We start from the raw sequence: 24747 nt of genomic DNA, 5'->3' as shown, positions 1-24747 counted from the left end.
TGCCCAAAAGCACATGACAAGCTAAAGTATCGCTGGGCCTGATTTATGGCATTTGTTACAGAATTTTATTTGGTATTGATTTAAGGGGAATTTCACTGTGTGGGAAATCATTCTAGCTGCTGGTTGGCCTATCTGGCCACTTGTTATTGCGTCAGTGATTGCTGTAGCAATCATAGGTGAGCGTAGTTTTGCATTGCGAGAAAATATTGTATCCCCTAGCAATTTATTACCAGAGCTACAAGCATGGTTAGCGAAGGGTGGTATCACAAAAGATACGATTAATCGCTTAGAGCAGCACTCATTGTTGGGCCGTGTATTTGCAACTGCACTTGCAAATGCAAAAAACTCACGTGAGGTGACGAAAGAATCTATTGAAGAAACAGCGCGTGCAGTGGCGCATCAGATGGAAAGGTATCTTTCTACACTAGGAACCATTGCAACCGTATCACCTTTATTAGGGTTGCTCGGTACCGTGATTGGTATGGTGGAGTTATTTGGTGCTTTCACTACGCAAGGACATGATGTCGCTCAATTTGCACGTGGCATTTCAGTTGCCTTATATAACACTGCTGCAGGTATTGTAGTAGCAGTGCCAGCGATGATCGCTTACCGTTATTTCCGTACCAAAGTAGATGCTTTGCTGATTGAGATGGAGCAACAAGCCATTAAGTTAGTTGAAATCATTCACGGCGAGCGTCAGTAATTTAGTACGATAGATAAAGGGAACACCAAATGGATTTTCAACGTGGGAAAAAACACGAAGAACTTGAAATCAACTTTATCCCGTTGATCGATGTATTGCTGGTGATTATTATTTTCTTAATCGTCAGCGCAACATTTTCACGTACTAACGAACTGCAAATCAATCTGCCAACAGCCGAGGCAAATGCACCTCAGGACAAACCGTTGATGATTGAAGTAGCGGTTGATGCAACCGGGAAATATCTGATTGATGGTAAACAGTTGGCTGACGGGTCAGTGTCTGCGATTAGTGCAGCCCTGCAAGCCGCAGCTAAAGCAAGTAATGAAGAGCCAACTATTGTTATTAATGCCGATGCCAATACCACGCATCAGTCTGTCGTTAATGTGATGGAAGCATCACGTGTTGCAGGGTACACAAGAATTACATTTGCCACCCAAGTGCAATCGGGATCTTGAGTTTTATATACTCAATCCCGTACGTTTCCTTTTAATTCTTATCGACGTTAGCCCATGTCGAACTCAAACCTAAAAAAATCTAAACCCAAAACGCACGATGTTGTGCATGTATCAAACGCAAAGGTTTTATATTTGCGTTTGTTTCACTATGCATGGCATTACAAATACGTCTTTATGATCAGTATGCTTGCGCTAGTATTGCTAGCCGGCAGTAATACTGCATTTCTTGCCTTGATCAAACAAGTCACGGATGAAGGTTTTGTTAAAAAAACAGCTGACCAGGCGATACTGCTACCCTTGATGTTGATTGCTTTAATGGTGGCGCGAGGCATTACAGGCTTTGTGTCTACTTATTGCATGCGAGTGGTTGCTAGGCGTGTGGTTGAAGACTTTCGTAAGGAAATGTTTTCTAAACTAATGCTTTTGCCAGTGCATTATTTTGATGCAAGGTCGGCAGGCTCTATCGTTTCCAAGTTTACCTATGATGTAGAACGGCTCTCAACTGCCACCACTCGTTCATGGATGAACGTGATGCGTGATTTGTTGACGGTGGTAGGTTTAATTGGCTACATGCTCTATCTTGATTGGCGATTAACCTTAATTTTTGCAATCGTATTGCCATTCATTGCCTTGTATTTGAAGAAAATGACGCCAAAATTAAAGGCAAATGCAAAACAAGTACAGCACAGCGTTGGTGAAATGACCAAGTCTGCAGAAGAGGCAATTGCGGGTCAGCGCATTGTTAAGATTTTTGGCGCACAAGATTTTGAATATAGCCGCTTTGCTCAAATTGTTTCTAACAATCGGAAAATTGAGTTGCGTGTGGCGCGCATTGCCGGCTTGAGTAGCTTTATTGTCGAGCTATTTGCGGCTCTAGCGTTAGGGTTGGTTATTTACTATGCGATAGGTAATTTTAGTGTAGGTGAGTTTGCTGCTTTTGTTGGCGCGTTGCTCATGCTTATCTCCCCTATTAAGCATATCGCTGCCGCTAATGAAGACTTGCAAGTAGGTCTAACCGCTGCGCAAAGTATTTTTGATGTAATCGATAGCCAGCCAGAAGTGGATCAAGGGCAGTTAACGATAGAACGAGCAAAAGGTGATATCGAGTTTAAAAATGTTACTTTGCATTATGAAGATACCCCAAAGCCTGCATTAGATAGCTTAAGCTTCAGCATTCAGGCTGGGGAAAAGATTGCGTTGGTTGGGCGCTCAGGCGGCGGTAAAACCTCTTTAGTGAATTTGCTGCCTAGATTTTACGAGCTACAGCAGGGTGCAGTGCTACTAGATGGTGTCGATTGCCGCGCAATACAGCTTAAAAATTTGCGCCAGCAATTTGCGCTGGTTAGCCAAGATATTATTTTATTTAATGATACTATTTTCAATAACATTGCATATGGTGTGTTGCGTAATGCAACCGAAGCAGAAGTAATTGCTGCAGCTAAGGCAGCTAATATCTGGGAATTTATCCAGCACTTACCTAATGGTCTGCAAAATGAAATTGGTGATCGCGGCGTGAAGCTATCTGGCGGTCAGCGTCAACGTATTGCCATTGCACGTGCCATTCTGAAAAATGCGCCAATCTTACTGTTGGATGAAGCCACATCAGCTTTGGATACAGAGTCTGAGCAACATGTTCAACAGGCAATGGATGCGTTAATGCTTAATCGTACCAGTATTGTGATTGCGCATAGATTAAGCACCATCGAAAATGCAGACCGCATCATGGTGATGGAGCATGGTCATATTGTTGAGATTGGCTCGCATGATGAGCTGATGAAGCTTGATGGATATTACGCAAAGTTATATCACAAGCAGTTTAGCGTTTAAGTGTGACTTAAATGGCTAATTGGCTGCAGAAGCAGTGGCTCACTTTTACACTGTGGCATTTGTTGCTTTTGCCAATTTCTTGGTTGTTTTCGATAATCGTAGCTTTAAGAAGATTCTTATATAAAGCAGGTTTTTTCCGCAGCTACCGTTTAAATGTTCCTGTCGTCGTCGTCGGCAACATCAATGTGGGTGGTGCTGGTAAAACGCCGTTAGTGATATTGGTGGCTGAGCAATTGATATTGTTGGGTTATAAGCCGGGTATTATTAGTCGCGGTTATGGAAGCAATTTGACTGGTATTGCCGCTGTATCCGCGAATAGCAATCCTGCTGCAGTTGGTGATGAGCCTGTATTAATTGCCATGCGTACAACATGTCCTGTATTTGTTGGCGCTAAACGTGTAGAAGTCGGACTCGCACTTTTGAAAGCACACCCCGAGTGCAATATTATTATCAGTGATGATGGTCTACAGCACTATGCATTACAAAGAGATGTTGAAGTAGTGGTGTTTGACGGGGCAAAGGGTTTTGGTAATGGAGCTCTTTTGCCTGCAGGACCTTTGCGTGAGTCATTAAACAGATTGAAAACGGTTGATGTCGTGATTAGAAATGGCGCACCATCGAACCCAAGCTTGCTTGTATCACCAATTCCTATTGAAATGCACTTGAAGGCAAGTCACTTCTATAACCTTAATAATCGTCAATTACAATTAAGTCCAGCCGAGTTTGCGGGAAAATCCATCACGGCAATTGCTGGCATCGGTAATCCTGAGCGATTCTTTCGACAGTTAACCGCGATGGGTTTGCATTTTAAATCCAAAGCATATAATGATCATTATCAATACTGCGCTCAAGACTTTGACGATATCGACACGGATATCGTCATCATGACTGAGAAAGATGCTGTTAAATGTACTACATTTGCACGCGCTAATTTTTGGGTGTTGCCGGTTAAAGCTGATATCGATAAGCAGTTGTTGACTCTTTTGTTAAACAAGTTAGATAAATTAAACAAACTAGATAAATTGAGAACTTAAATGGACGTGAAACTTTTACAGATTTTGGTCTGCCCCGTGACAAAGGGCCCTTTGGTTTATAACAAAGCGACGAATGAGTTGATTTCTAAATCAGCGCGTTTGGCATATCCTGTACGTGATGGCATTCCTGTTATGTTAGAAGACGAGGCACGTAAACTGGCGGATGATGAAGAAATTGCATAATCCTTCGCAAGTTGTGCCAGAATTTTATGTAGTCATACCTGCGCGTCATGCGAGTACTAGGTTACCAGGAAAACCTTTGCTAGATATTGCAGGAAAGCCAATGGTGGTTTGGGTGGCTGAACGTGCACTAGTCAGTGGCGCTAAGCAAGTGATTGTTGCAACAGACGACTTGCGCATAGTTGATGCAGTTAATCAGCATGGGCATGCTGCGGTGATGACAAAAGCAGATCATGTTAGCGGAACCGATCGTATTGCAGAAGTTGCGTCGATCAAAGGCTGGTCTGATGATGCAATCATCGTCAATGTACAAGGGGATGAGCCGCTGATAGATGCCAAGCTTATCGTGGAAGTTGCTTTTGCTTTATCTGCTAATAATGAAGCGGTGATGGCAACCGCATGCCATGCTATTCACGATAAATCCGATTTCATCAATCCTAATGTAGTTAAGGTGGTTATGGATGTAAATGGCAATGCGATGTACTTTAGTCGAGCGCCTATCCCATTCCCAAGAGACACTTACACAAGTCAGGATACGCTTGCTGTAGGAATTCCAGCATATAGACATATAGGTATATATGCTTATCGCGCTGGTTTTCTGAAACAATATGCCAATCTTGCCCCGGCTGCGATTGAGCAGTACGAATCTTTAGAACAGCTTCGTGTCTTATATGAAGGTTATAAGATCGCAGTGACTGTTTCAGATAACGCTCCTGCTGCGGGCGTAGATACAGAAAGTGACTTAACACGAGTGCGTACCTTAATGGCATCAAAATAGTTGGATTCATTTAAATTCAACTAAGTTGTTAATGTATATCGGTTTTGCTGAATTACTCTAAATAATTCGGCAGTATTTGTCATAATTTCTCTCAATAGTTCTTGCGGAAGCAATCTACCTTTGCTATAGTCTCACCTCTCGACGCAACATGTATTAAGTGATGTCGAGCCGGACGCGGGATGGAGCAGTCTGGCAGCTCGTCGGGCTCATAACCCGAAGGTCACAGGTTCAAATCCTGTTCCCGCAACCAAAAAAATCAAAGTGCTCTGCACTTAAATTTTTGTAGTAAACAGTAAGTATTTGCGCTGTGTTATATAAGTTAATTTTAATGAGTAAATATTACGAAATTAAGGTTGACGAGCGGTAAAAGCTCTGTATAATGCGCACCTCGTTAACGCAAAGCGTAACGACGGAAACAAAAAGTTCTTTAACAATATAACAACTGATAAGTGTGGGTGCTTGTGAATAAAGCAGCTGACTTAATCGCAACTAACTTGTTTTAGTGTTTACATTAAAATTTAACTTAGTTGATTGGTATTAAGATCAGACTCAGAAAAACAAGTGCTTACACTTAAATTTATGACAAGATTGTAGTAATACAAACCTTGACAATGAATTTGAGTCATTACTTAATTATCTTAAGTAATAAAGCAAAAGCGAAATAACCACCTCGCAAGAGGAAAAAGTAATAGTCAGAAATTAAACTGAAGAGTTTGATCCTGGCTCAGATTGAACGCTGGCGGAATGCTTTACACATGCAAGTCGAACGATGATTTCTAGCTTGCTAGAATGATTAGTGGCGAACGGGTGAGTAATGTATCGGAACGTATCCAATAATGGGGGATAACTAATCGAAAGGTTGGCTAATACCGCATACGCCCTACGGGGGAAAGCAGGGGATCTTCGGACCTTGCGTTAATGGAGCGGCCGATATCTGATTAGCTAGTTGGTGAGGTAAAAGCTCACCAAGGCGACGATCAGTAGCTGGTCTGAGAGGACGACCAGCCACACTGGAACTGAGACACGGTCCAGACTCCTACGGGAGGCAGCAGTGGGGAATTTTGGACAATGGGCGAAAGCCTGATCCAGCCATTCCGCGTGAGTGAAGAAGGCCTTCGGGTTGTAAAGCTCTTTCGCAAGGGAAGAAACGATGCAGTCCAATAAACTGTGTTAATGACGGTACCTTGATAAGAAGCACCGGCTAACTACGTGCCAGCAGCCGCGGTAATACGTAGGGTGCAAGCGTTAATCGGAATTACTGGGCGTAAAGCGTGCGCAGGCGGTTTTGTAAGTCAGATGTGAAATCCCCGAGCTCAACTTGGGAACTGCGTTTGAAACTACAAGACTAGAATATGTCAGAGGGGGGTAGAATTCCACGTGTAGCAGTGAAATGCGTAGAGATGTGGAGGAATACCAATGGCGAAGGCAGCCCCCTGGGATAATATTGACGCTCATGCACGAAAGCGTGGGGAGCAAACAGGATTAGATACCCTGGTAGTCCACGCCCTAAACGATGTCTACTAGTTGTTGGTGGAGTAAAATCCATGAGTAACGCAGCTAACGCGTGAAGTAGACCGCCTGGGGAGTACGGTCGCAAGATTAAAACTCAAAGGAATTGACGGGGGCCCGCACAAGCGGTGGATTATGTGGATTAATTCGATGCAACGCGAAAAACCTTACCTGGCCTTGACATGTAACGAACTTTCCAGAGATGGATTGGTGCTCGAAAGAGAACGTTAACACAGGTGCTGCATGGCTGTCGTCAGCTCGTGTCGTGAGATGTTGGGTTAAGTCCCGCAACGAGCGCAACCCTTGCCATTAATTGCCATCATTTAGTTGGGCACTTTAATGGGACTGCCGGTGACAAACCGGAGGAAGGTGGGGATGACGTCAAGTCCTCATGGCCCTTATGGCCAGGGCTTCACACGTAATACAATGGTCGGTACAGAGGGTTGCCAAGCCGCGAGGTGGAGCCAATCCCAGAAAGCCGATCGTAGTCCGGATTGTAGTCTGCAACTCGACTACATGAAGTCGGAATCGCTAGTAATCGCGGATCAGCATGTCGCGGTGAATACGTTCCCGGGCCTTGTACACACCGCCCGTCACACCATGGGAGTGGGTTTTACCAGAAGTAGTTAGTCTAACCGCAAGGAGGACGATTACCACGGTAGTATTCATGACTGGGGTGAAGTCGTAACAAGGTAGCCGTATCGGAAGGTGCGGCTGGATCACCTCCTTTCTAGAGACGTCTTTACTTTGCAAGCATTCACACTTATCAGTTGTTAGTAGTCAGCAGCATCAATGATTGACCAAACATTGGCGGAAACGCTAGTAAACCTTGAGGGTCTGTAGCTCAGCTGGTTAGAGCACCGTCTTGATAAGGCGGGGGTCGATGGTTCGAGTCCATCCAGACCCACCAGATTCACCTGAAAATGGGGGATTAGCTCAGCTGGGAGAGCACCTGCTTTGCAAGCAGGGGGTCAACGGTTCGATCCCGTTATCCTCCACCAATATTTTATTCAATAAAATATAAACGGTAGCATTGATGTTGTGAGTAAGAAATTAGAAGTAAGTGTTCATGATGAATCTTTACTTCTAGTTTTTAACTAGACTGTTCTTTAACAAAATGGAAGAAGTAAAGTGAGTACACATTATTGTGATGATATGTGTGTATTCAAAATGGGTAGTAATTGATTGCAAAATCGAAACATTTTGCTTCTGCTCAGTTTCAAGAATGAAAGTTCTTAAGCTTATTAAATTAAGCAAAACAAGCGAAGTAAGATAAACCAGTCATTATTCTATAACCTTGGAATAATGACAAAGTTGCTTTAGAAACACCTATGACGGATGTCTCATGCATCATGAGATCTGAATTTAAAAAGGGTTCAGGTTTTAACGTTATAGGATCAAGCGAATAAGTGCATATGGTGGATGCCTTGGCGATTACAGGCGATGAAGGACGTGATAGCCTGCGTAAAGTTTCGGGGAGCTGGCAAATAAGCTTTGATCCGGAAATGTCCGAATGGGGAAACCCACCCGCAAGGGTAACCGCTCCTGAATATATAGGGAGATGGTGGCAAACCGAGTGAACTGAAACATCTAAGTAGCTCGAGGAAAAGAAATCAACCGAGATTCCGTAAGTAGTGGCGAGCGAACATGGAATAGCCTGTTATTTTTAGCACATGCGATAGTAGAACGGAATGGAAAGTCCGGCCATAGAGGGTGATAGCCCCTTATACGAAATCCCGTGTGTGGAACTAGGGTAACGACAAGTAGGGCGGGGCACGAGAAACCTTGTCTGAACATGGGGGGACCATCCTCCAAGGCTAAATACTCGTAATCGACCGATAGTGAACCAGTACCGTGAGGGAAAGGCGAAAAGAACCCCGGGAGGGGAGTGAAATAGATCCTGAAACCGTATGCATACAAACAGTGGGAGCGGACTTGTTCCGTGACTGCGTACCTTTTGTATAATGGGTCAGCGACTTACATTCAGTAGCAAGCTTAACCGATAGGGGAGGCGTAGCGAAAGCGAGTCCGAATAGGGCGTCTAGTTGCTGGGTGTAGACCCGAAACCAAGTGATCTATCCATGGCCAGGATGAAGGTGCCGTAACAGGTACTGGAGGTCCGAACCCACAAATGTTGAAAAATTTGGGGATGAGCTGTGGATAGGGGTGAAAGGCTAAACAAACTTGGAAATAGCTGGTTCTCTCCGAAAACTATTTAGGTAGTGCCTCGTATATCATTCTCGGGGGTAGAGCACTGTTATGGCTAGGGGGTTCATAAGAACTTACCAAACCATTGCAAACTCCGAATACTGAGAAATGCAATTACGGGAGACAGACCATGGGTGCTAACGTCCGTGGTCAAGAGGGAAACAACCCAGACCGACAGCTAAGGTCCCAAATGACGTGCTAAGTGGAAAACGAAGTGGGAAGGCATAGACAGCCAGGATGTTGGCTTAGAAGCAGCCATCATTTAAAGAAAGCGTAATAGCTCACTGGTCGAGTCGTCCTGCGCGGAAGATGTAACGGGGCTAAGCACGTAACCGAAGCTTCGGATGCTACATTCTTCGGAATGTATGCATGGTAGGAGAGCGTTCTGTAGGCCTGCGAAGGTGTTCTGTGAGGAATGCTGGAGGTATCAGAAGTGCGAATGCTGACATGAGTAGCGATAAAGGGAGTGAAAAGCTCCCTCGCCGAAAACCCAAGGTTTCCTGCGCAACGTTCATCGGCGCAGGGTGAGTCGGCCCCTAAGGTGAGGCAGAGATGCGTAGCTGATGGGAAACAGGTTAATATTCCTGTACCTGTATACAATGCGATGTGGGGACGGAGAAGGTTAGGTCAGCCGGGTGTTGGATGTCCCGGTTCAAGCGTGTAGGCAGATTCTTTAGGCAAATCCGGAGAGTCAATGCTGAGGCGTGATAACGAGCGTACTTGTACGTGAAGTGATTGATACCATGCTTCCAAGAAAAGCCACTAAGCTTCAGTTGTATAGAGACCGTACCGCAAACCGACACAGGTGGGTAGGATGAGAATTCTAAGGCGCTTGAGAGAACCCGGGAGAAGGAACTCGGCAAATTAGCACCGTAACTTCGGGAGAAGGTGCGCCCCGGTAGGTTGTAGAGATTTACTCTCGAAGGCCGATGGGGTTGCAGTGAAAAGGTGGCTGCGACTGTTTAATAAAAACACAGCACTCTGCAAACACGAAAGTGGACGTATAGGGTGTGACGCCTGCCCGGTGCTGGAAGATTAAATGATGGGGTGCAAGCTCTTGATTGAAGTCCCAGTAAACGGCGGCCGTAACTATAACGGTCCTAAGGTAGCGAAATTCCTTGTCGGGTAAGTTCCGACCCGCACGAATGGCGTAACGATGGCCACACTGTCTCCTCTCGGGACTCAGCGAAGTTGAAATGTTTGTGAAGATGCAATCTACCCGCGGCTAGACGGAAAGACCCCATGAACCTTTACTGTAGCTTTACATTGGACTTTGACAAGATTTGTGTAGGATAGGTGGGAGACTATGAAGCGGCGTCGCTAGATGTCGTGGAGTCAACCTTGAAATACCACCCTGATGTTGTTGAGGTTCTAACCTAGGTCCGTAATCCGGACTGGGGACCGTGTATGGTGGGCAGTTTGACTGGGGCGGTCTCCTCCCAAAGAGTAACGGAGGAGTGCGAAGGTAACCTAGGTACGGTCGGAAATCGTACTGATAGTGCAATGGCATAAGGTTGCTTGACTGCGAGACGGACAGGTCGAGCAGGTGCGAAAGCAGGTCATAGTGATCCGGTGGTTCTGTATGGAAGGGCCATCGCTCAACGGATAAAAGGTACTCTGGGGATAACAGGCTGATTCCTCCCAAGAGTTCATATCGACGGGGGAGTTTGGCACCTCGATGTCGGCTCATCACATCCTGGGGCTGTAGCCGGTCCCAAGGGTATGGCTGTTCGCCATTTAAAGTGGTACGTGAGCTGGGTTTAAAACGTCGTGAGACAGTTTGGTCCCTATCTGCCGTGGGCGTTGGAAATTTGAAGGGACCTGCTCCTAGTACGAGAGGACCGGAGTGGACAGATCTCTGGTGGACCGGTTATCACGCCAGTGGTATAGCCGGGTAGCTAAATCTGGAAGAGATAAACGCTGAAAGCATCTAAGCGTGAAACTCGCCTTGAGATGAGATTTCCCTGGGGGTTTAACCCCCCTAAAGAGTCGTTCGAGACCAGGACGTTGATAGGACGGATGTGGAAGCGCAGTAATGCGTTAAGCTGACCGTTACTAATTGCTCGTGAGGCTTGATCCTATAACCTTAAAACTTGAACATGTTCGAGTCTATGGTTGTACTAAAGTAAGATAATGTAATCAATACCCCTATTTAAACCGAAGTGAACACTTCGATGACTTTACTTCTTCCAATTTGTTACAGACGCCTCATGAAAATGAGACGGCAACACAGCATAATCGCTTGTGTGTTTGAAGGTTAAACATGCGAGACACCAGTTATGCTTGGCGGCCATAGCGGTTTGGAACCACCCCTTCCCATCTCGAACAGGGCCGTGAAACGAACCAGCGCCAATGATAGTATGCTCCTTGCATGCGAAAGTAGGTCACTGCCAAGCTATTTATACCAAAAAACCCCATTACGCATGTAGTGGGGTTTTTTTATGTCCGTCAAATGAGTGACTCATCGTGGCTTGGTCTGAGTCGGCTAAGTCTTTACTATCTAAACTCTTTAAAGTATTTGTCGTTAGCGTAACAAGCGCAATCTATCTACTGATGCAGTCTATTTCAGAAGCAATACTTATTTCAATTTGATAATCTAAAAAGTGCATATTACTTTGGGGTGGGGAAATGCAACCAATGTTTAGGCATTTAGTTGTGTGTCTGCTGGAGCAACTTCAGATTAAGTTGCTATATTTATAGGTTTCTTAAACTGTTTACTTAGTTTTGTTTGTTGTTAGATGATTATTTTCATAATTTATCAACATGTGACTCAGTTCAGTTTCTAATAGCTTTTCATCACCGGTATTTAACTGAATCAATTTTCGTAAGTTTGTGATGCTATCTATATCAATATGTAGCGACTCTAAACCGACTAAAGAGCCTTCATGATGAATGACTTTGCCTTGCATGGTGATTTTTTGATCATGAGTGCCAAGCTTAAGTGTCATGACGCAGCTGCGCTGTTTAATGAATGTCGTAATCACTTTTTCAGTTTCAACTAGCGCGCCCTTAAGGGATATATCAAGCAAACGTGCGCTATGTATATCATCTAGTAGATGTATATTAAGTTGAACGACGGCATCAAAATGAATACGTGAAAAGCGCCTTGATTCATTCATAGGTATATAAACCTCCAACAAATAGATGGCGAAACGATTGTTTGCATGATTTTATTGTGAATAATGTATTTAATATACGCCTATGACCTAGTTAATGTATATATCAAATCAATTTTTATCACTCATTTCTTGAGTGTCGTATTGGATATTGAACTCACTAAATTAAAGTTAATTAATTTAGCAGGCGCTCAATGAGTGCTAAGCCAAAGCCCACGCCAAATCCGTTTGTATCACTTTCTACAGCGCCTAAGCCGCCTTTGCGATTTGCAGATGATAGGTCTGTGTGTATCCAAGGGATGTCATTTTCAATAAACTTGCCTAGAAAGCGAGCCGCATGAATATGGTCTGCACCACCATCTAGTGTGCATTGTTTAATATCTGCAATATCACTATCTAGGTCGCTGTCAAAGTCATCGTCATATGGGAAGCTAGCAATACGCTCACCTGATTTTGAGCCTGCATCAATAGCTTTAGCGGCAAGCTCTGGCCTGTTGACGATTACGCCACTCATGCGATCGCTAAGCGCAGTGATCATGCTGCCTGTCAGTGTGGCAAAGTCAATAATTGCATCTGGTTTTTCACGCGAGGCAAGTGTAAGTGTGTCAGCTAAGACCATGCGTCCTTCTGCATCAGTATGCACAATCTCAACCGTCAACCCGTTTAATGCTGTGATTACATCATTTTGCTTGAATGCATTTGGGCCAATATGGTTTTGTGCGATAGCTAACCAGCAATCCAGTTTGATGGGTAATTGCATTTTTGATACTGCTAGTAGAATGCCAAGGCAAACCGCAGAGCCATTCATGTCTTCATGCATGCCGAGCATGTATTTTGCAGGCTTAAGGTTATGCCCGCCCGTGTCAAAGCAAATGCCTTTGCCGACGATGGAAAAATGCTTTTGAGCATTAGTTGGATGGTATGTTAAATGTACAATGGCAGCATCTTGTGGCTCAGAGCCTTGTGCGACAGCAACAAAGGCACCTGCACCCATTTCTTTAAGCGCATTCATATCGTACTCTTTATGTAGCCAACTGTTTTCTACGGCTAATTTGGCAATTTTTTGACGATATAGTGTTGGTGTTAACTCGTTGGGTGGTGTGATGGTGAGTTCACGACATATTGTATTGCCTGCAACGCGTGCGTTGACGTAAGCGTAGTCATGGCTAGTTTTATAGCCATGAATTGTTACGCTTTTTAGGATGCTTGGTTTGTGTTCTTTTTTTCTGGATGGTAAGTTTGCGGCATTAACTGTTACCACATAATAGGCCGCACAGGCGTGCGCTTCTTTTGTAGAGTCGTCTCCAAAAACGCAAATATCGATAGTTTCCGCTTGCTCTGCAATGATGGGTTTGATTGCCGCGCGTAGTAAGGTGTGGCGTTGAAACATGTTTAGTTGACTATTTAATATGACATAACTAGCGACTCCACCGTTGGGTAGGTCTATCACTACTGGGGTCTTATTTAAGTCTTTGAGCTCACATTTGCTACGTTTGAGTTTTGTTTCTAACGTGGCTATAAAAGGAATGTTTTTGTCGTCAGTATTCGACAGTACAAAAAGCATGTGCTGATTATCTTTTAATGTATTTTCGTTCGCAATAGCTGCATTTTGTCGTAATTTAACTGACATTCGTTGTCCTTGTAGTCTTGTAGGAAATGTAGTGATTGTATATAAGATACATGTGCTAAATGTTTAAAAAACGCTAGTAAACTTGACCAAAACCACTAAAAAAGCCACACTACTGTTTTATAAAAAATTAAATTGCAACGCATTTTAAATGCGCGGTATTTCAGACACGCTGTATTTGTTTTTGTTTCATTATTCGATTGAATATTATACCTACTGAACAATTGCTTGAAGTAAGTACAAAACGATTAAATGGATTAGCAGATATGGCTACACGGAGCTACAACTGAATGTCATTGAACACACCTTTGAATAATCCCGATATTGATAGTCAAGAAACTCAAGAGTGGCTTGATGCACTAATGGCCGTTATTGAAAATGAAGGCACAGAGCGTGCACACTTTTTATTAGAGGCGATGATTGATAAAGCGCGTCGCTCAGGTAGCAACTTACCTTATAAAGCAACTACTGCGTATTTAAATACAATTCCTACACATTTACAGGCAAAGTTGCCTGGTGACCCAGAAATGGAGCGCAGAGTGCGTGCATTGGTGCGCTGGAATGCAGTGATGACTGTATTGCGTGCGAATGAAAAATCACCTGGCGTGGGTGGTCATATTGCGAGCTTCCAATCTGCTGCTACACTTTATGATACTGGGTTTAACTATTTCTTCCGCGCGCCGAATGAAAACTTTGGCGGTGACTGTGTGTATTTCCAAGGCCACTCATCACCAGGCGTGTATGCGCGAGCTTTCTTAGAAGGCCGTATTACCGAAGAGCAAATGGATAACTTCCGTCAGGAAACTGGTGGCAATGGTTTGCCTAGCTACCCACATCCTTGGTTGATGCCGGACTTTTGGCAGTTCCCTACGGTTTCTATGGGCTTGGGACCTTTGGCTGGTATTTATCAGGCGCGTTTCTTGAAGTATATCCATGACCGCGGTATTGCTGATACTAGCGACCGTAAGGTATGGGTGTTCTGTGGTGATGGCGAGATGGATGAGCCTGAGTCATTAGGTGCGATTTCATTAGCTAGTCGTGAAAAATTAGATAACTTGATTTTTGTCATCAACTGTAACTTACAGCGCCTTGATGGTCCTGTACGTGGCAATGGCAAAATCATTCAAGAGTTAGAGTCAGACTTCCGTGGCTCTGGCTGGAACGTATTGAAAGTGGTTTGGGGTTCTTACTGGGATCCTTTATTGGCGATGGATAAAGATGGCTTGCTCAAAAAACGCATGGAAGAGTGCGTGGACGGTGAGTACCAGAACTTTAAACAAAAAGGTGGCGCATACACACGTGAACACTTCTTTGGTAAGTATCCTGAGCTGAAAGAAATGGTTGCTGCAATGAGTGACCAAGACATTTGGCGCTTGAACCGTGGCGGTCATGACCCACATAAAGTGTTTGCTGCTTACAACTCTGCAGTAAACCACAAAGGTCAACCTACTGTTATTTTGGCTAAAACTGTTAAAGGTTATGGCATGGGTGATGCTGGTGAAGGTCAAAACACGACGCACCAACAAAAAAGCATGGATATTGAGTCACTGAAGAAATTCCGTGATCGCTTTGACTTGCCAATCACAGATGAACAAGTTGAGAGCTTGAGTTTCTACAAACCAGCTGAAGACTCACCTGAAATGAAATACATGGCATCACGCCGTGAAGCGATGGGTGGTTTTGTGCCACAACGTCGTCGTAAAGGTAATGAGCTTACCGTGCCGGCATTGTCTGCATTTGAAAATATGCTAACTGCTACTGGTGACCGTGAAATCTCTACCACCATGGCATTTGTGCGTATCTTATCTACCTTAGTGCGTGATAAGCAGATCGGTAAATATGTGGTGCCTATCGTGCCGGATGAAGCGCGTACTTTTGGTATGGAAGGTATGTTCCGCCAGTTAGGTATCTATGCGAGCCAAGGTCAGTTGTATGAGCCACAAGATTCTGACCAAGTGATGTACTACAAAGAGTCTAAAGATGGTCAGATTTTAGAAGAAGGTATTAACGAAGCAGGTTCATTCTCTAGCTGGTTGGCTGCGGCAACGTCATACTCTGTAACGGGTGTGCAAATGATTCCTTTCTACATTTACTACTCAATGTTTGGTTTCCAACGTGTGGGTGACTTAGCGTGGATGGCTGGTGACTCTCGTGCACGTGGTTTCTTGTTAGGAGCGACAGCTGGTCGTACTACTTTAAATGGTGAAGGTTTACAGCACGAAGATGGTCATAGCCATTTGATGTCTGCAACCATTCCAAATTGTATTTCTTATGACCCGACCTTCGCTTATGAGTTAGCTGTCATTATTCAAGAAGGTTTGCGTCGTATGGTGCAAAATCAAGAAGATGTGTACTACTACATTACTTTGATGAATGAGAACTATAGCCACCCAGCAATGCCAGAAGGCAGTGCTGAAGGCATCCTGAAAGGTATGTATAACTTTAGTAAATCTAAAGCCAAAGGTGAGAAAGTTCAATTGATGGGTAGTGGTGTGATTCTGCGTGAAGTGATTGCCGCTGCTGAATTGTTAGAAAAAGATTGGGGCATCTCTGCTGATGTATGGAGCGTACCAAGCTTTACTGAGCTGCGTCGTGAAGGCTTGGAGTGTGACCGCTGGAATATGTTGAATCCAGAAAAAACGCAAAAAGTTAGTTATATTGCTTCTTGTTTGAAAGATGCTAAAGGACCTGTCGTTGCATCGACTGATTACATGAAGAGTTTTGCTGAGCAAATTCAACGTTTTGTACCAAACAAGTTTGTAGCACTTGGTACGGATGGTTTTGGTCGCTCAGATAGCCGTGAAGCTTTGCGCGATTTCTTTGAAGTGAATCGCTACTATGTAGTGGTTGCTGCGCTAAAAGCGTTAAGTGATGAAGGTAAATTGCCGGTTGCTAAAGTGGCTGAGGCCGTTAAAAAATACAGTTTGGATGCTAATAAGCCAAACCCAACGACAGTTTAAGGATATACATAGATGGCAGTTCAAGATATTTTTGTCCCAGATATCGGTAATTTCGATAGTGTGGATGTAATTGAAGTACTAATCAAAGCTGGTGACGTGATTGCTAAGGATGATTCGCTCATCACTGTTGAATCTGATAAAGCTTCTATGGATATTCCTGCGCCATTTGCTGGCGTTGTGAAAGAAGTGAAAATCAAGGTTGGTGATAAAGCGGCTCAAGGTACTTTGTTAATGACGATGGATGTGACCGAGACGGTTGTTGCGCCTGTGGTTGAGACTAAGTCAGTTGCAGTTGCTGTAGAAGAGGCGCCTAAAGTTGCGATTCCAGAACCTACAAGACCTGCACCAGAACCACCTAAGCCAGTGCAGCCAACGCAGCAGCCTGCGCCTGTTGCTGAGAGTGCTGTCATTGTGTCTGGAAAACTTTCACATGCAAGCCCTTCGATTCGTAAGTTTGCACGTGAGTTAGGTGTGAACTTAGCGCTAGTCAGTGGTACTGGTGCTAAAAACCGTATTTTACAAAGTGATGTGCAGTCATATGTGAAAGGCGAGTTAGCAAAACCTCGCACTGAGAACATGGGCGCTGGCGTAAGTGGTTTAGCTGCATTACCAATGCCTGTGATTGACTTTAGCAAGTTCGGTGCGATTGAGACTAAGCCTTTATCACGCATTAAGAAATTATCTGGTGCAAACTTACACCGTAACTGGGTAACTGCACCACATGTGACGCAGTTTGATGAGGCAGACATTACGGACTTAGAAGACTTCCGTAAATCTATGCAGGCTGATGCTGAGAAACGTGGCGTTAAACTGACGATGCTTGCATTCTTAATCAAAGCTTCAGTGAATGCGCTAAAAGCATACCCTAACTTTAATGCTTCACTTTCTCCTGATGGCGATAGCTTGATATTGAAAAACTATTTCAATATTGGTTTTGCTTGCGACACCCCAGATGGCTTAGTAGTGCCAGTGGTACGTGATGTGCACCAAAAAGACGTGTTGGATATTGCGCGCGATTTGATGGACTTATCTGCAAAGGCACGTGAGCGCAAATTAAAAGTAGAAGAAATGCAGGGCGGCTGCTTCACGATTTCTAGCTTAGGTGGTATTGGCGGCACAATGTTTACACCAATTATTAACTGCCCAGAAGTCGCAATCTTAGGTGTTTCACGCTCCTCTATGCAGCCGGTTTACAACAAAGACACCAATGGTTTTGAGCCGCGTTTGATTTTGCCGATGTCATTGTCATATGACCATCGCGTGATTGATGGTGCTGATGGCGCGCGCTTTACTAGCCATATGCGCATGATGCTAAGTGATGTGCGTAGACTATTGCTCTAGTGAGATGAGTTGAGCATAGTTGTTAATTTGTTTGAATTTGACTTAACCTAAAAAGGACTGATTTCTGTCGATACAGATTCAGTCCTTTTTTATTTTTATTTTTATTTTATGTCTGTAGTCCTTGTCGTAACAATCACCATCTTTTGCCTACTTGATTTTAAAAGTGGGTACATTGAAGATTGTTAACCCTGTCGCGTATGCTAAATTCTTAAAGTTAAATAGATTAAAATTTAATTTAGTTCTTTACGATTGCCGATATACGGATATAGACTGAAACAAAAATGAGTGTTGGATGTTTTAATATTGCATTTAAGTGACTGATACCATGTTAGTTTGCAGCTATTTATCATGGCTGTAATTTTCTAAATGGGAGTGCATTCTTGTTGATTAACTAGTGATCGAGAGGGTGATATGGAGTGGGTTAGTCAAGCATTAGGGGGGCAGTCGTTGATTCCTCATGGTTATTGTCTTACGTGGAATCCAGCCTTGCTCTGGACGCTAGTTGTTTCTGACGCAGTGATTGCACTTTCTTACTTCTCCATTCCTTTTGCATTGTGGTACTTTGCAAAAAAACGTCCAGATATCCCATACAGGTGGTTAATGATCGTTTTTGGGATGTTTATTGTGGCATGCGGTGTTACGCACATCTTTGACATACTCAATATATGGCAGCCTTCATACTGGGCAAGTGCATACGCCAAGGCATTTACCGCCACTATCTCTTTTGCTACGGCTATTGCAGTTTGGTGCATTATGCCTTTAGCGCTTAAGGCGCCGTCCGCACAACAATTACAAGTACTTAACCAAGCATTGGCACAATCACATGCGGAGTTGGAAAACCGAGTGCAGATGCGGACTGTTGAATTGACGTCAGCCTTAAATAAAAGCCATCGATTGAGTGAGGCATTGGATCATATTCCAGCTTTTGTATACATCAAGGATATGAATGGTAAGTATGTTTACGCTAATCGCATGACATTAGATTTTTTCAACTGTTCTATTGATGAGTTGGTGACGATAGATGAGAGTCAATATTTCTCACCAAAGACGCTGGCTAAAGTGCAGGATGTTGATAAAAGAGTTATTGAAGGTGGCGAGGATGCTTGCGAAGAGATTGAAGCGATATCCCATGATAATAAGAAGCGTATTTTTTGGCAAATAAAGACACCAATCTATGAAGGTGATGCAGAACGTCATATTGGGGGGTTGTGCGGTATTTCTACAGATATTACCGATCTTAAAAATGCCGAGTTGTCTTTACGTATTGCCGCTACCGCATTTGAATCTTCTGATGGTATTTTAATTACAGATGCAGGTTGTTCGATTCTGCAGGTTAACTCTGCTTTTACAAAAATCACAGGTTACACAGCAGGGGATGTTGTTGGGAAAAACCCAAATATACTAAGTTCTGGTCGGCATGATCACCTTTTTTATCAGGCACTCTGGGAAAAAATTAATACTACAGGTACGTGGTGCGGGGAGATATGGAATCGACGCAAGACTGGTGAAATTTATCCGGAACGTATCACCATTTCAGTGGTTAAAGATAAAGATGGCAAAGTAACCAACTATGTGTCTGTCTTTACTGACATTAGCGAAAGTAAAGCCTCATCAGAGCAAATTGAGCATCTGGCGTTTTATGACCCTTTAACTAATTTGCCGAATCGTTTGTTATTGTTGGATCGCGTACGTCAGGCATTTTCTTCAAGTAGCCGTACCGGCAAAAAAGGTGCATTGCTGTTTGTTGATTTGGATCACTTTAAAGTGCTGAATGATACCTTAGGCCACAGCACCGGTGACTTGCTATTGAAGCTTCAAGCCGAGCGGCTTAGTCATTGTGTTAGGGCTGGCGACACAGTGGCGCGCTTCGGAGGGGACGAGTTTGTTGTGGTGCTTGAGGATTTGGATCAGAACGTGACTGATGCTGCTTCAATTGCAGAGCAGATTGGTAATAAGATTCTATTGGCCTTACATGAGCCGTGCCAGTTTGGTACGCATCAATATCAAAGTACTTCTAGTATCGGCATTACCTTGTTTAACGGTGATGAGCATGATATTGAGGAGCTGCTGAAACAAGCTGATATATCAATGTACCAAGCGAAAAAAGCTGGTAGAAATACACTGCGTTTCTTTGACCCAGCCATGCAGGAAAAGCTAAGTATACGGGCGAGCTTGGAAAGCGAGTTGCGATATGCCATTGAAAAGCAGCAACTAGCGCTTTATTATCAAATTCAGGTTGATGATAATCATCGGTTGATAGGAGCTGAGGCTTTAATAAGGTGGATACATCCTGAGCGAGGTATTGTTTCTCCAATGGAGTTTATTCCAATCGCGGAAGAAAGTGCTTTAATTTTAGATATAGGGCATTGGGTCATTGATACGGCTTGCTGCCAGTTAGCCGAGTGGGCAAAAAATGCCGATAAAAAACATTTGATTATTGCTGTGAACGTCAGTGCACATCAGTTTAGAGCGCTGGATTTTGTGCAATCTATTCATCAAGCTATTGAGATGCATAAGATTGATGCATCTCGCTTGAAGTTAGAGTTGACGGAAAGTGTGATTTTGGAAGATGTTGATGAGGTGATTGCGAGAATGCATGCGCTCAAAGCGCTGGGTGTTAGGTTGTCGTTAGATGATTTTGGCACGGGATATTCTTCGCTTTCTTATCTGAAAAAGTTGCCGCTTGATCAGGTGAAGATCGATCAGAGTTTTGTACGTGATTTGGCATATGACCCTAACGATGCAATCATGGTGAAAACGATTATTGATTTGGCGAATAACTTCCGTATTAATGTAATTGCGGAAGGCGTGGAAACTGAGCTTGAGTTGACTATTTTAAAAGATTACGGCTGCCGACTTTATCAAGGGTACTTGTTTGGTAAACCTGTGCCTATCGAGCAGTTTCAATTTTCTATTACTTAAACATCGATTTACAGGCCGGCGTTAGCAAGTTTCCAATCGCATACATCGCTTTAGCGTGTGCGATTGGAAAGTGTTAGTTTGCGCATCTAATTTTTCTCATCTAGTTTCGGGCTCAGATATGCAACTTTTCTTTAAGCCTGATTTTAGACATAAGCTCGATGTTGTCTCTGTTTTGCTATATGGTAGCAAGGTTATTGCATGTTAGTAGGCGATAAAATGCGAGGTTTAATGTTAAAATTGCAACAAATAACCAAAGTTTGCAAAGGGTATGCATGAGTAATTTAGTTGAAGTATTGGTGCCGGATATCGGTAACTTTGATAGTGTTGATGTGATTGAAGTGCTGGTTAAAGCTGGTGACACGATTGCTAAAGAAGATTCCTTGATTACAGTAGAGTCTGACAAAGCCTCTATGGATATTCCATCTTCACAAGCTGGGGTTGTAAAAGAAGTTAAAGTTAAAGTAGGTGACAAAGTAGCAAAAGGGTCACTGATGTTATTAGTAGAGGCTACTGAAGCTGTTGCACCAGTGAAGGCTGAGGTGCCAGCACCTGCTGCAACTCCTGTGGCGACACCAAGTGCAGTGCCAGTGACGGCTGTTGCGGTTGGCGATAGTGATATCAATACACAAGTGGTGGTGTTAGGTAGTGGCCCTGGCGGCTACACTGCGGCTTTCCGTGCAGCAGACTTAGGTAAACAAGTGGTTCTGATTGAACGTTATGCGACATTAGGTGGTGTATGTTTGAATGTAGGTTGCATCCCGTCTAAGGCATTACTGCATACTGCAAAAGTGATTACTGAGGCAGAAGAGTCTAGCCATCATGGGGTGAAGTTTGGTGCACCGCAAGTAGATTTAGAGCAACTGCGTAATTGGAAAGCCAATGATGTGGTTGGTAAGCTCACTGGCGGTTTAGCCGCAATGGCGAAGCAACGTAATGTAACGGTGGTGCAAGGTATGGGCAAGTTTACCAGCGCTAACCAAATTGCGGTGACAGCGGCAGATGGCAAAGTAACAACGGTAGGCTTTGAAAATGCGATTATTGCTGCAGGTTCACAGGCGACTAAATTCCCGGGTGTTGAGGCAGATGAGCGCATTATGGACTCAACCGGTGCCTTGGCGTTAGCGGATGTGCCTAAGCGTATGCTGGTGATTGGCGGCGGCATTATCGGCCTAGAGATGGGTACTGTATACGATGCATTAGGCTCAAAAGTGAGTGTGGTTGAGTTTACTGACGGCTTGGTTCAAGGTTGCGACCGTGATTTAGTGCGCCCATTACAAAAGCGTATGGAAAAACGTTTTGAAGCGATTATGCTCAATACCAAAGTGGCGAAGATGGAGCCTAAGATAGACGGTATTCATGTCACCTTTGAAGGTGTGAATGGTAATGCAGATGCACCTAAAGGTGTTGAAGTGTATGACCGCGTGTTGGTGTCGATTGGTCGCCGTCCGAACGGTAAAAACATCGGTGCAGAAAATGCTGGGGTGGCCGTGGATGATTATGGCTTTATTAATGTAGATAAACAAATGCGCACCAACGTGTCGCACATTTTTGCAATTGGCGATATTGTCGGCCAGCCAATGTTGGCGCACAAAGCAACGCACGAAGCTAAAGTAGCGGCTGAAGTGATTGCTGGTGAAAAAGTAGAATTTGTTGCATCAGTGATTCCATCAGTTGCCTATACAGACCCGGAAGTAGCTTGGGTAGGTTTGACTGAAACTGAAGCCAAGGCTAAAGGCATTGCCATTGATAAGGCGAGCTTCCCATGGGCGGCAAGTGGCCGTGCGTTATCGATTGCGCGTACTGAAGGTGCAACCAAGCTGATCTTTGATAAAGAAACCCATCGTTTGATTGGTGCTGGTATCGTGGGTGTTAATGCCGGCGAGTTGCTGGCTGAGGCTGTGTTAGCCATTGAAATGGGCGCTGATGCACATGATTTAGGCTTAACCATCCATGCACACCCAACGTTATCTGAAACCGTGTGTTTTGCGGCAGAGATGAAAGAGGGCACCATTACCGATTTGTATATCAAAAAGCGCTAAAGTATTCAACGCTAACATACTCAACGTTAGCGTGTTGTTTGTCTCTTAACTGTTTCAACGTCTAACTAGCCTGTCATGTCGATATGTCAGGCTGGTTTTAATTCAAGAAGGCCGTGCCAATGAATAAGTTGTTTCAATATAGTTCTCTAACACTGACTGTGATGATGTTTAGTGGCTGCGCATCAATCATGAAAGATGATTATCAGCGTATGCAGATTGAGACTTATTCAAAGAGTAACGCACTTGTTAGCAATGCTAAATGTAGAGCCAAAAATGACCGTGGTGAATGGGTGGTTTTTACTGCAGGCACTTTCATCGCTCGTCGCTCCGATCAAAACTTATTGATCAGTTGTGAGAAGGAAGGCGAAGCGACTGGATATGCAACCTTGATCTCACGTGCTAATGAAGGAATGTATGGCAATATATTTTTAGGTGGTGAATTTGGGGCAATGCTAGACCATCACAATGGCAATGCTTACAGTTATCCAGACTGGATTAGAGTAATCATGGGTGATAATTTGGTGTTTGATCGTAAGAATAACGAAAGGGGGCAGCTGATGCTTGGTAGTCCATCGGGGTCGGTAGTGCAGAACGATAAAAAAACCTTAGTAGATAAAGCTTTAGATTACTTACCATGACCAACGCTTCTTACACTGTATCTCGTAATGATGGGTTTTCTAGCGACGCTTTTTTAAGTGAGCTCAAATCAGTTTTGCCAAAAGAAAGAGTCTATACCGACCCTGTAGATTGCTACGCCTATGCTTACGATAACTCGCGTAACTATCATAGCCCTATCGCTGTTGTTTTTCCGCTCACTATAGAAGAAGTACAAAGTGTAGTTTTACTTTGTAATGCATATAAAGTACCTGTGGTGCCCCGTGGGCGTGGCACTGGTACTGCTGGAGGCAGCGTGCCGGAAGCGGGCGGGGTTGCGCTGTCATTAGAGCGTATGGATAAAATTATTAGCATAGACCCTGATAATCGCATGGCGATTGTTGAGCCGGGTGTGCTGAATCAAGTGCTGCAAGATGAGATTAACCCCGTAGGTTTCTTTTGGCCACCAGACCCATCAAGCGCTGCCTATTGCAGTATTGGCGGTAATTTAGCGACTTGTGCCGCAGGACCGCATGCGGTGAAGTATGGCGTGGCGCGTGACCATATTCTTGGCCTAAAAGCTGTGACTGGTAAGGGTGAGATCATCAAAACCGGTTGCTACACCAGCAAAGGTGTTGTTGGGTACGATTTAACACGCCTGTTGGTAGGGTCTGAGGGTACATTGGCGGTGATTTGTGAGGCAACCCTTAAATTGACGCCTTTGCCTAAGTTTACAGGCGGCATTACTGCTGAATTTGTTGATACTGAAAGTTGCGCCAAAGCGATTGCTGCCATTATGGCGCAGCCTTATACACCAAGTGCATTGGAGTTTTTAGATAACGGTGCACTCACATTGATTCGTAGCCGTCATCAAAATTTATTACCAGAGAATGCGCGCGCTTATCTAATGATAGAGGTTGATGGATCGCAGCAAGAGATTGTTGAGGCGACTGATGCGATATTGCAGGCATGCCAAGTTGCAGGGTTGATTGAAGCAAAACCAGCCCATGATACTAAAGCGTTGTGGGCGGCGCGTAAGGCTTTGTCGCCTTTACTAAAAGACATTGCACCTAAAAAGATTAACGAAGACATTGCCGTGCCTGTGTCTCACCTACCTGCGTTACTGACTGGTTTAGAGAGGCTTGCGGCATTACACCAAATCTCGAACGTGAATTTTGGCCATGCGGGTAATGGCAATATTCATGTTAACTTGCTGGTAAACCCAGATAATGCTGATGAAATGAAACGTGCTTATCAGTGTTTAGATGAGGTGTTTAGTTTGGTGTTGTCTTTACAAGGTACGCTGTCTGGTGAGCATGGTGTGGGTATGGCGAAGCGTCCATTTGTGCCGCGTGAGATTGATGCGACTACGATAAGCTTAATGAAGTCACTTAAACTAACTTTTGACCCAAATAATGTCCTAAACCCGGGTAAGTTGTTTCCAGCTTAACCAA

14 protein-coding genes, 3 tRNA genes and 3 rRNA genes are annotated in these 24747 nt (G+C 44.1%); 18 read left to right on the top strand and 2 right to left on the bottom strand.

Features of this window, described 5'->3' with window-relative positions; translation table 11 throughout:
* The first annotated feature begins 97 nt into the window (after positions 1-97).
* The 12 genes from FG24_RS01020 to rrf all read left to right on the top strand — a co-directional run bounded on the left by FG24_RS01020 (position 98) and on the right by rrf (position 11090).
* Positions 98-703 (top strand): MotA/TolQ/ExbB proton channel family protein, encoded by a 606-nt coding sequence (locus FG24_RS01020; RefSeq protein WP_019899389.1) that lies wholly within the window; start codon positions 98-100, stop codon positions 701-703.
* Between the two features lie 29 nt (positions 704-732).
* Complete coding sequence (locus FG24_RS01015) at positions 733-1158, top strand: ExbD/TolR family protein (protein ID WP_036300044.1); 426 nt, start codon at positions 733-735, stop codon at positions 1156-1158.
* A 54-nt stretch (positions 1159-1212) separates the two neighbouring features.
* Positions 1213-2985: a lipid A export permease/ATP-binding protein MsbA gene (gene msbA, locus FG24_RS01010; protein ID WP_036300042.1), complete on the top strand. Its 1773-nt coding sequence runs from the start codon at positions 1213-1215 to the stop codon at positions 2983-2985.
* Positions 2986-2996: 11 nt separating this feature from the next.
* Positions 2997-4019, top strand: a complete 1023-nt coding sequence (gene lpxK, locus FG24_RS01005) for a tetraacyldisaccharide 4'-kinase (protein WP_036300040.1) — start codon at positions 2997-2999, stop codon at positions 4017-4019.
* Positions 4020-4202 (top strand): Trm112 family protein, encoded by a 183-nt coding sequence (locus FG24_RS01000; RefSeq protein ID WP_019899384.1) that lies wholly within the window; start codon positions 4020-4022, stop codon positions 4200-4202.
* Positions 4186-4977, top strand: a complete 792-nt coding sequence (gene kdsB, locus FG24_RS00995) for a 3-deoxy-manno-octulosonate cytidylyltransferase (protein WP_051901383.1) — start codon at positions 4186-4188, stop codon at positions 4975-4977. Before FG24_RS01000 ends, kdsB begins: the two co-directional genes overlap by 17 nt.
* Positions 4978-5150: 173 nt before the next feature.
* A tRNA-Met gene (locus tag FG24_RS00990) sits at positions 5151-5227 on the top strand.
* 451 nt (positions 5228-5678) lie between these two features.
* Positions 5679-7216 (top strand): 16S ribosomal RNA (locus FG24_RS00985).
* 103 nt (positions 7217-7319) lie between these two features.
* A tRNA-Ile gene (locus FG24_RS00980) sits at positions 7320-7396 on the top strand.
* Between the two features lie 15 nt (positions 7397-7411).
* Positions 7412-7487, top strand: a tRNA-Ala gene (locus tag FG24_RS00975).
* 394 nt (positions 7488-7881) lie between these two features.
* Positions 7882-10774 (top strand): 23S ribosomal RNA (locus FG24_RS00970).
* A gap of 202 nt (positions 10775-10976) precedes the next feature.
* Positions 10977-11090, top strand: a 5S ribosomal RNA gene (rrf, locus tag FG24_RS00965).
* Together the 16S, 23S and 5S rRNA genes with 3 tRNA genes alongside form the textbook arrangement of a ribosomal RNA operon.
* 318 nt (positions 11091-11408) lie before the next feature.
* Here the strand turns inward: rrf and FG24_RS00960 are convergent.
* A complete protein-coding gene (locus FG24_RS00960; RefSeq protein ID WP_036300037.1) occupies positions 11409-11813 on the bottom strand; it encodes a PilZ domain-containing protein in 405 nt (134 codons plus the stop codon).
* Between the two features lie 172 nt (positions 11814-11985).
* Entirely contained in the window at positions 11986-13440 is a 1455-nt protein-coding gene (locus tag FG24_RS00955) for a M17 family metallopeptidase (RefSeq protein ID WP_036300035.1), read from the bottom strand.
* A 287-nt stretch (positions 13441-13727) separates the two neighbouring features.
* Between FG24_RS00955 and aceE the strand changes: the two genes are divergently transcribed.
* The 6 genes from aceE to FG24_RS00925 all read left to right on the top strand — a co-directional run bounded on the left by aceE (position 13728) and on the right by FG24_RS00925 (position 24743).
* A complete protein-coding gene (aceE, locus tag FG24_RS00950) occupies positions 13728-16397 on the top strand; it encodes a pyruvate dehydrogenase (acetyl-transferring), homodimeric type (protein ID WP_036300034.1) in 2670 nt (889 codons plus the stop codon).
* A gap of 12 nt (positions 16398-16409) precedes the next feature.
* Complete coding sequence (gene aceF, locus FG24_RS00945; RefSeq protein WP_036300032.1) at positions 16410-17738, top strand: dihydrolipoyllysine-residue acetyltransferase; 1329 nt, start codon at positions 16410-16412, stop codon at positions 17736-17738.
* A 411-nt stretch (positions 17739-18149) separates the two neighbouring features.
* Positions 18150-20660, top strand: a complete 2511-nt coding sequence (locus FG24_RS00940) for a bifunctional diguanylate cyclase/phosphodiesterase (RefSeq protein ID WP_036300030.1) — start codon at positions 18150-18152, stop codon at positions 20658-20660.
* A 272-nt stretch (positions 20661-20932) separates the two neighbouring features.
* Positions 20933-22699 (top strand): dihydrolipoyl dehydrogenase, encoded by a 1767-nt coding sequence (gene lpdA / locus FG24_RS00935; RefSeq protein WP_036300028.1) that lies wholly within the window; start codon positions 20933-20935, stop codon positions 22697-22699.
* A gap of 119 nt (positions 22700-22818) precedes the next feature.
* A complete protein-coding gene (locus tag FG24_RS00930) occupies positions 22819-23337 on the top strand; it encodes a hypothetical protein (RefSeq protein ID WP_036300026.1) in 519 nt (172 codons plus the stop codon).
* Positions 23334-24743 (top strand): FAD-binding oxidoreductase, encoded by a 1410-nt coding sequence (locus tag FG24_RS00925; protein ID WP_036300024.1) that lies wholly within the window; start codon positions 23334-23336, stop codon positions 24741-24743. The genes FG24_RS00930 and FG24_RS00925 overlap by 4 nt, the downstream gene beginning before the upstream one ends.
* Positions 24744-24747: the final 4 nt, after the last annotated feature.

This window comes from Methylotenera sp. L2L1 (genome assembly GCF_000744605.1).
Lineage (GTDB): Bacteria > Pseudomonadota > Gammaproteobacteria > Burkholderiales > Methylophilaceae > Methylotenera.
This window is presented reverse-complemented; position numbering and strand designations above follow the sequence as displayed.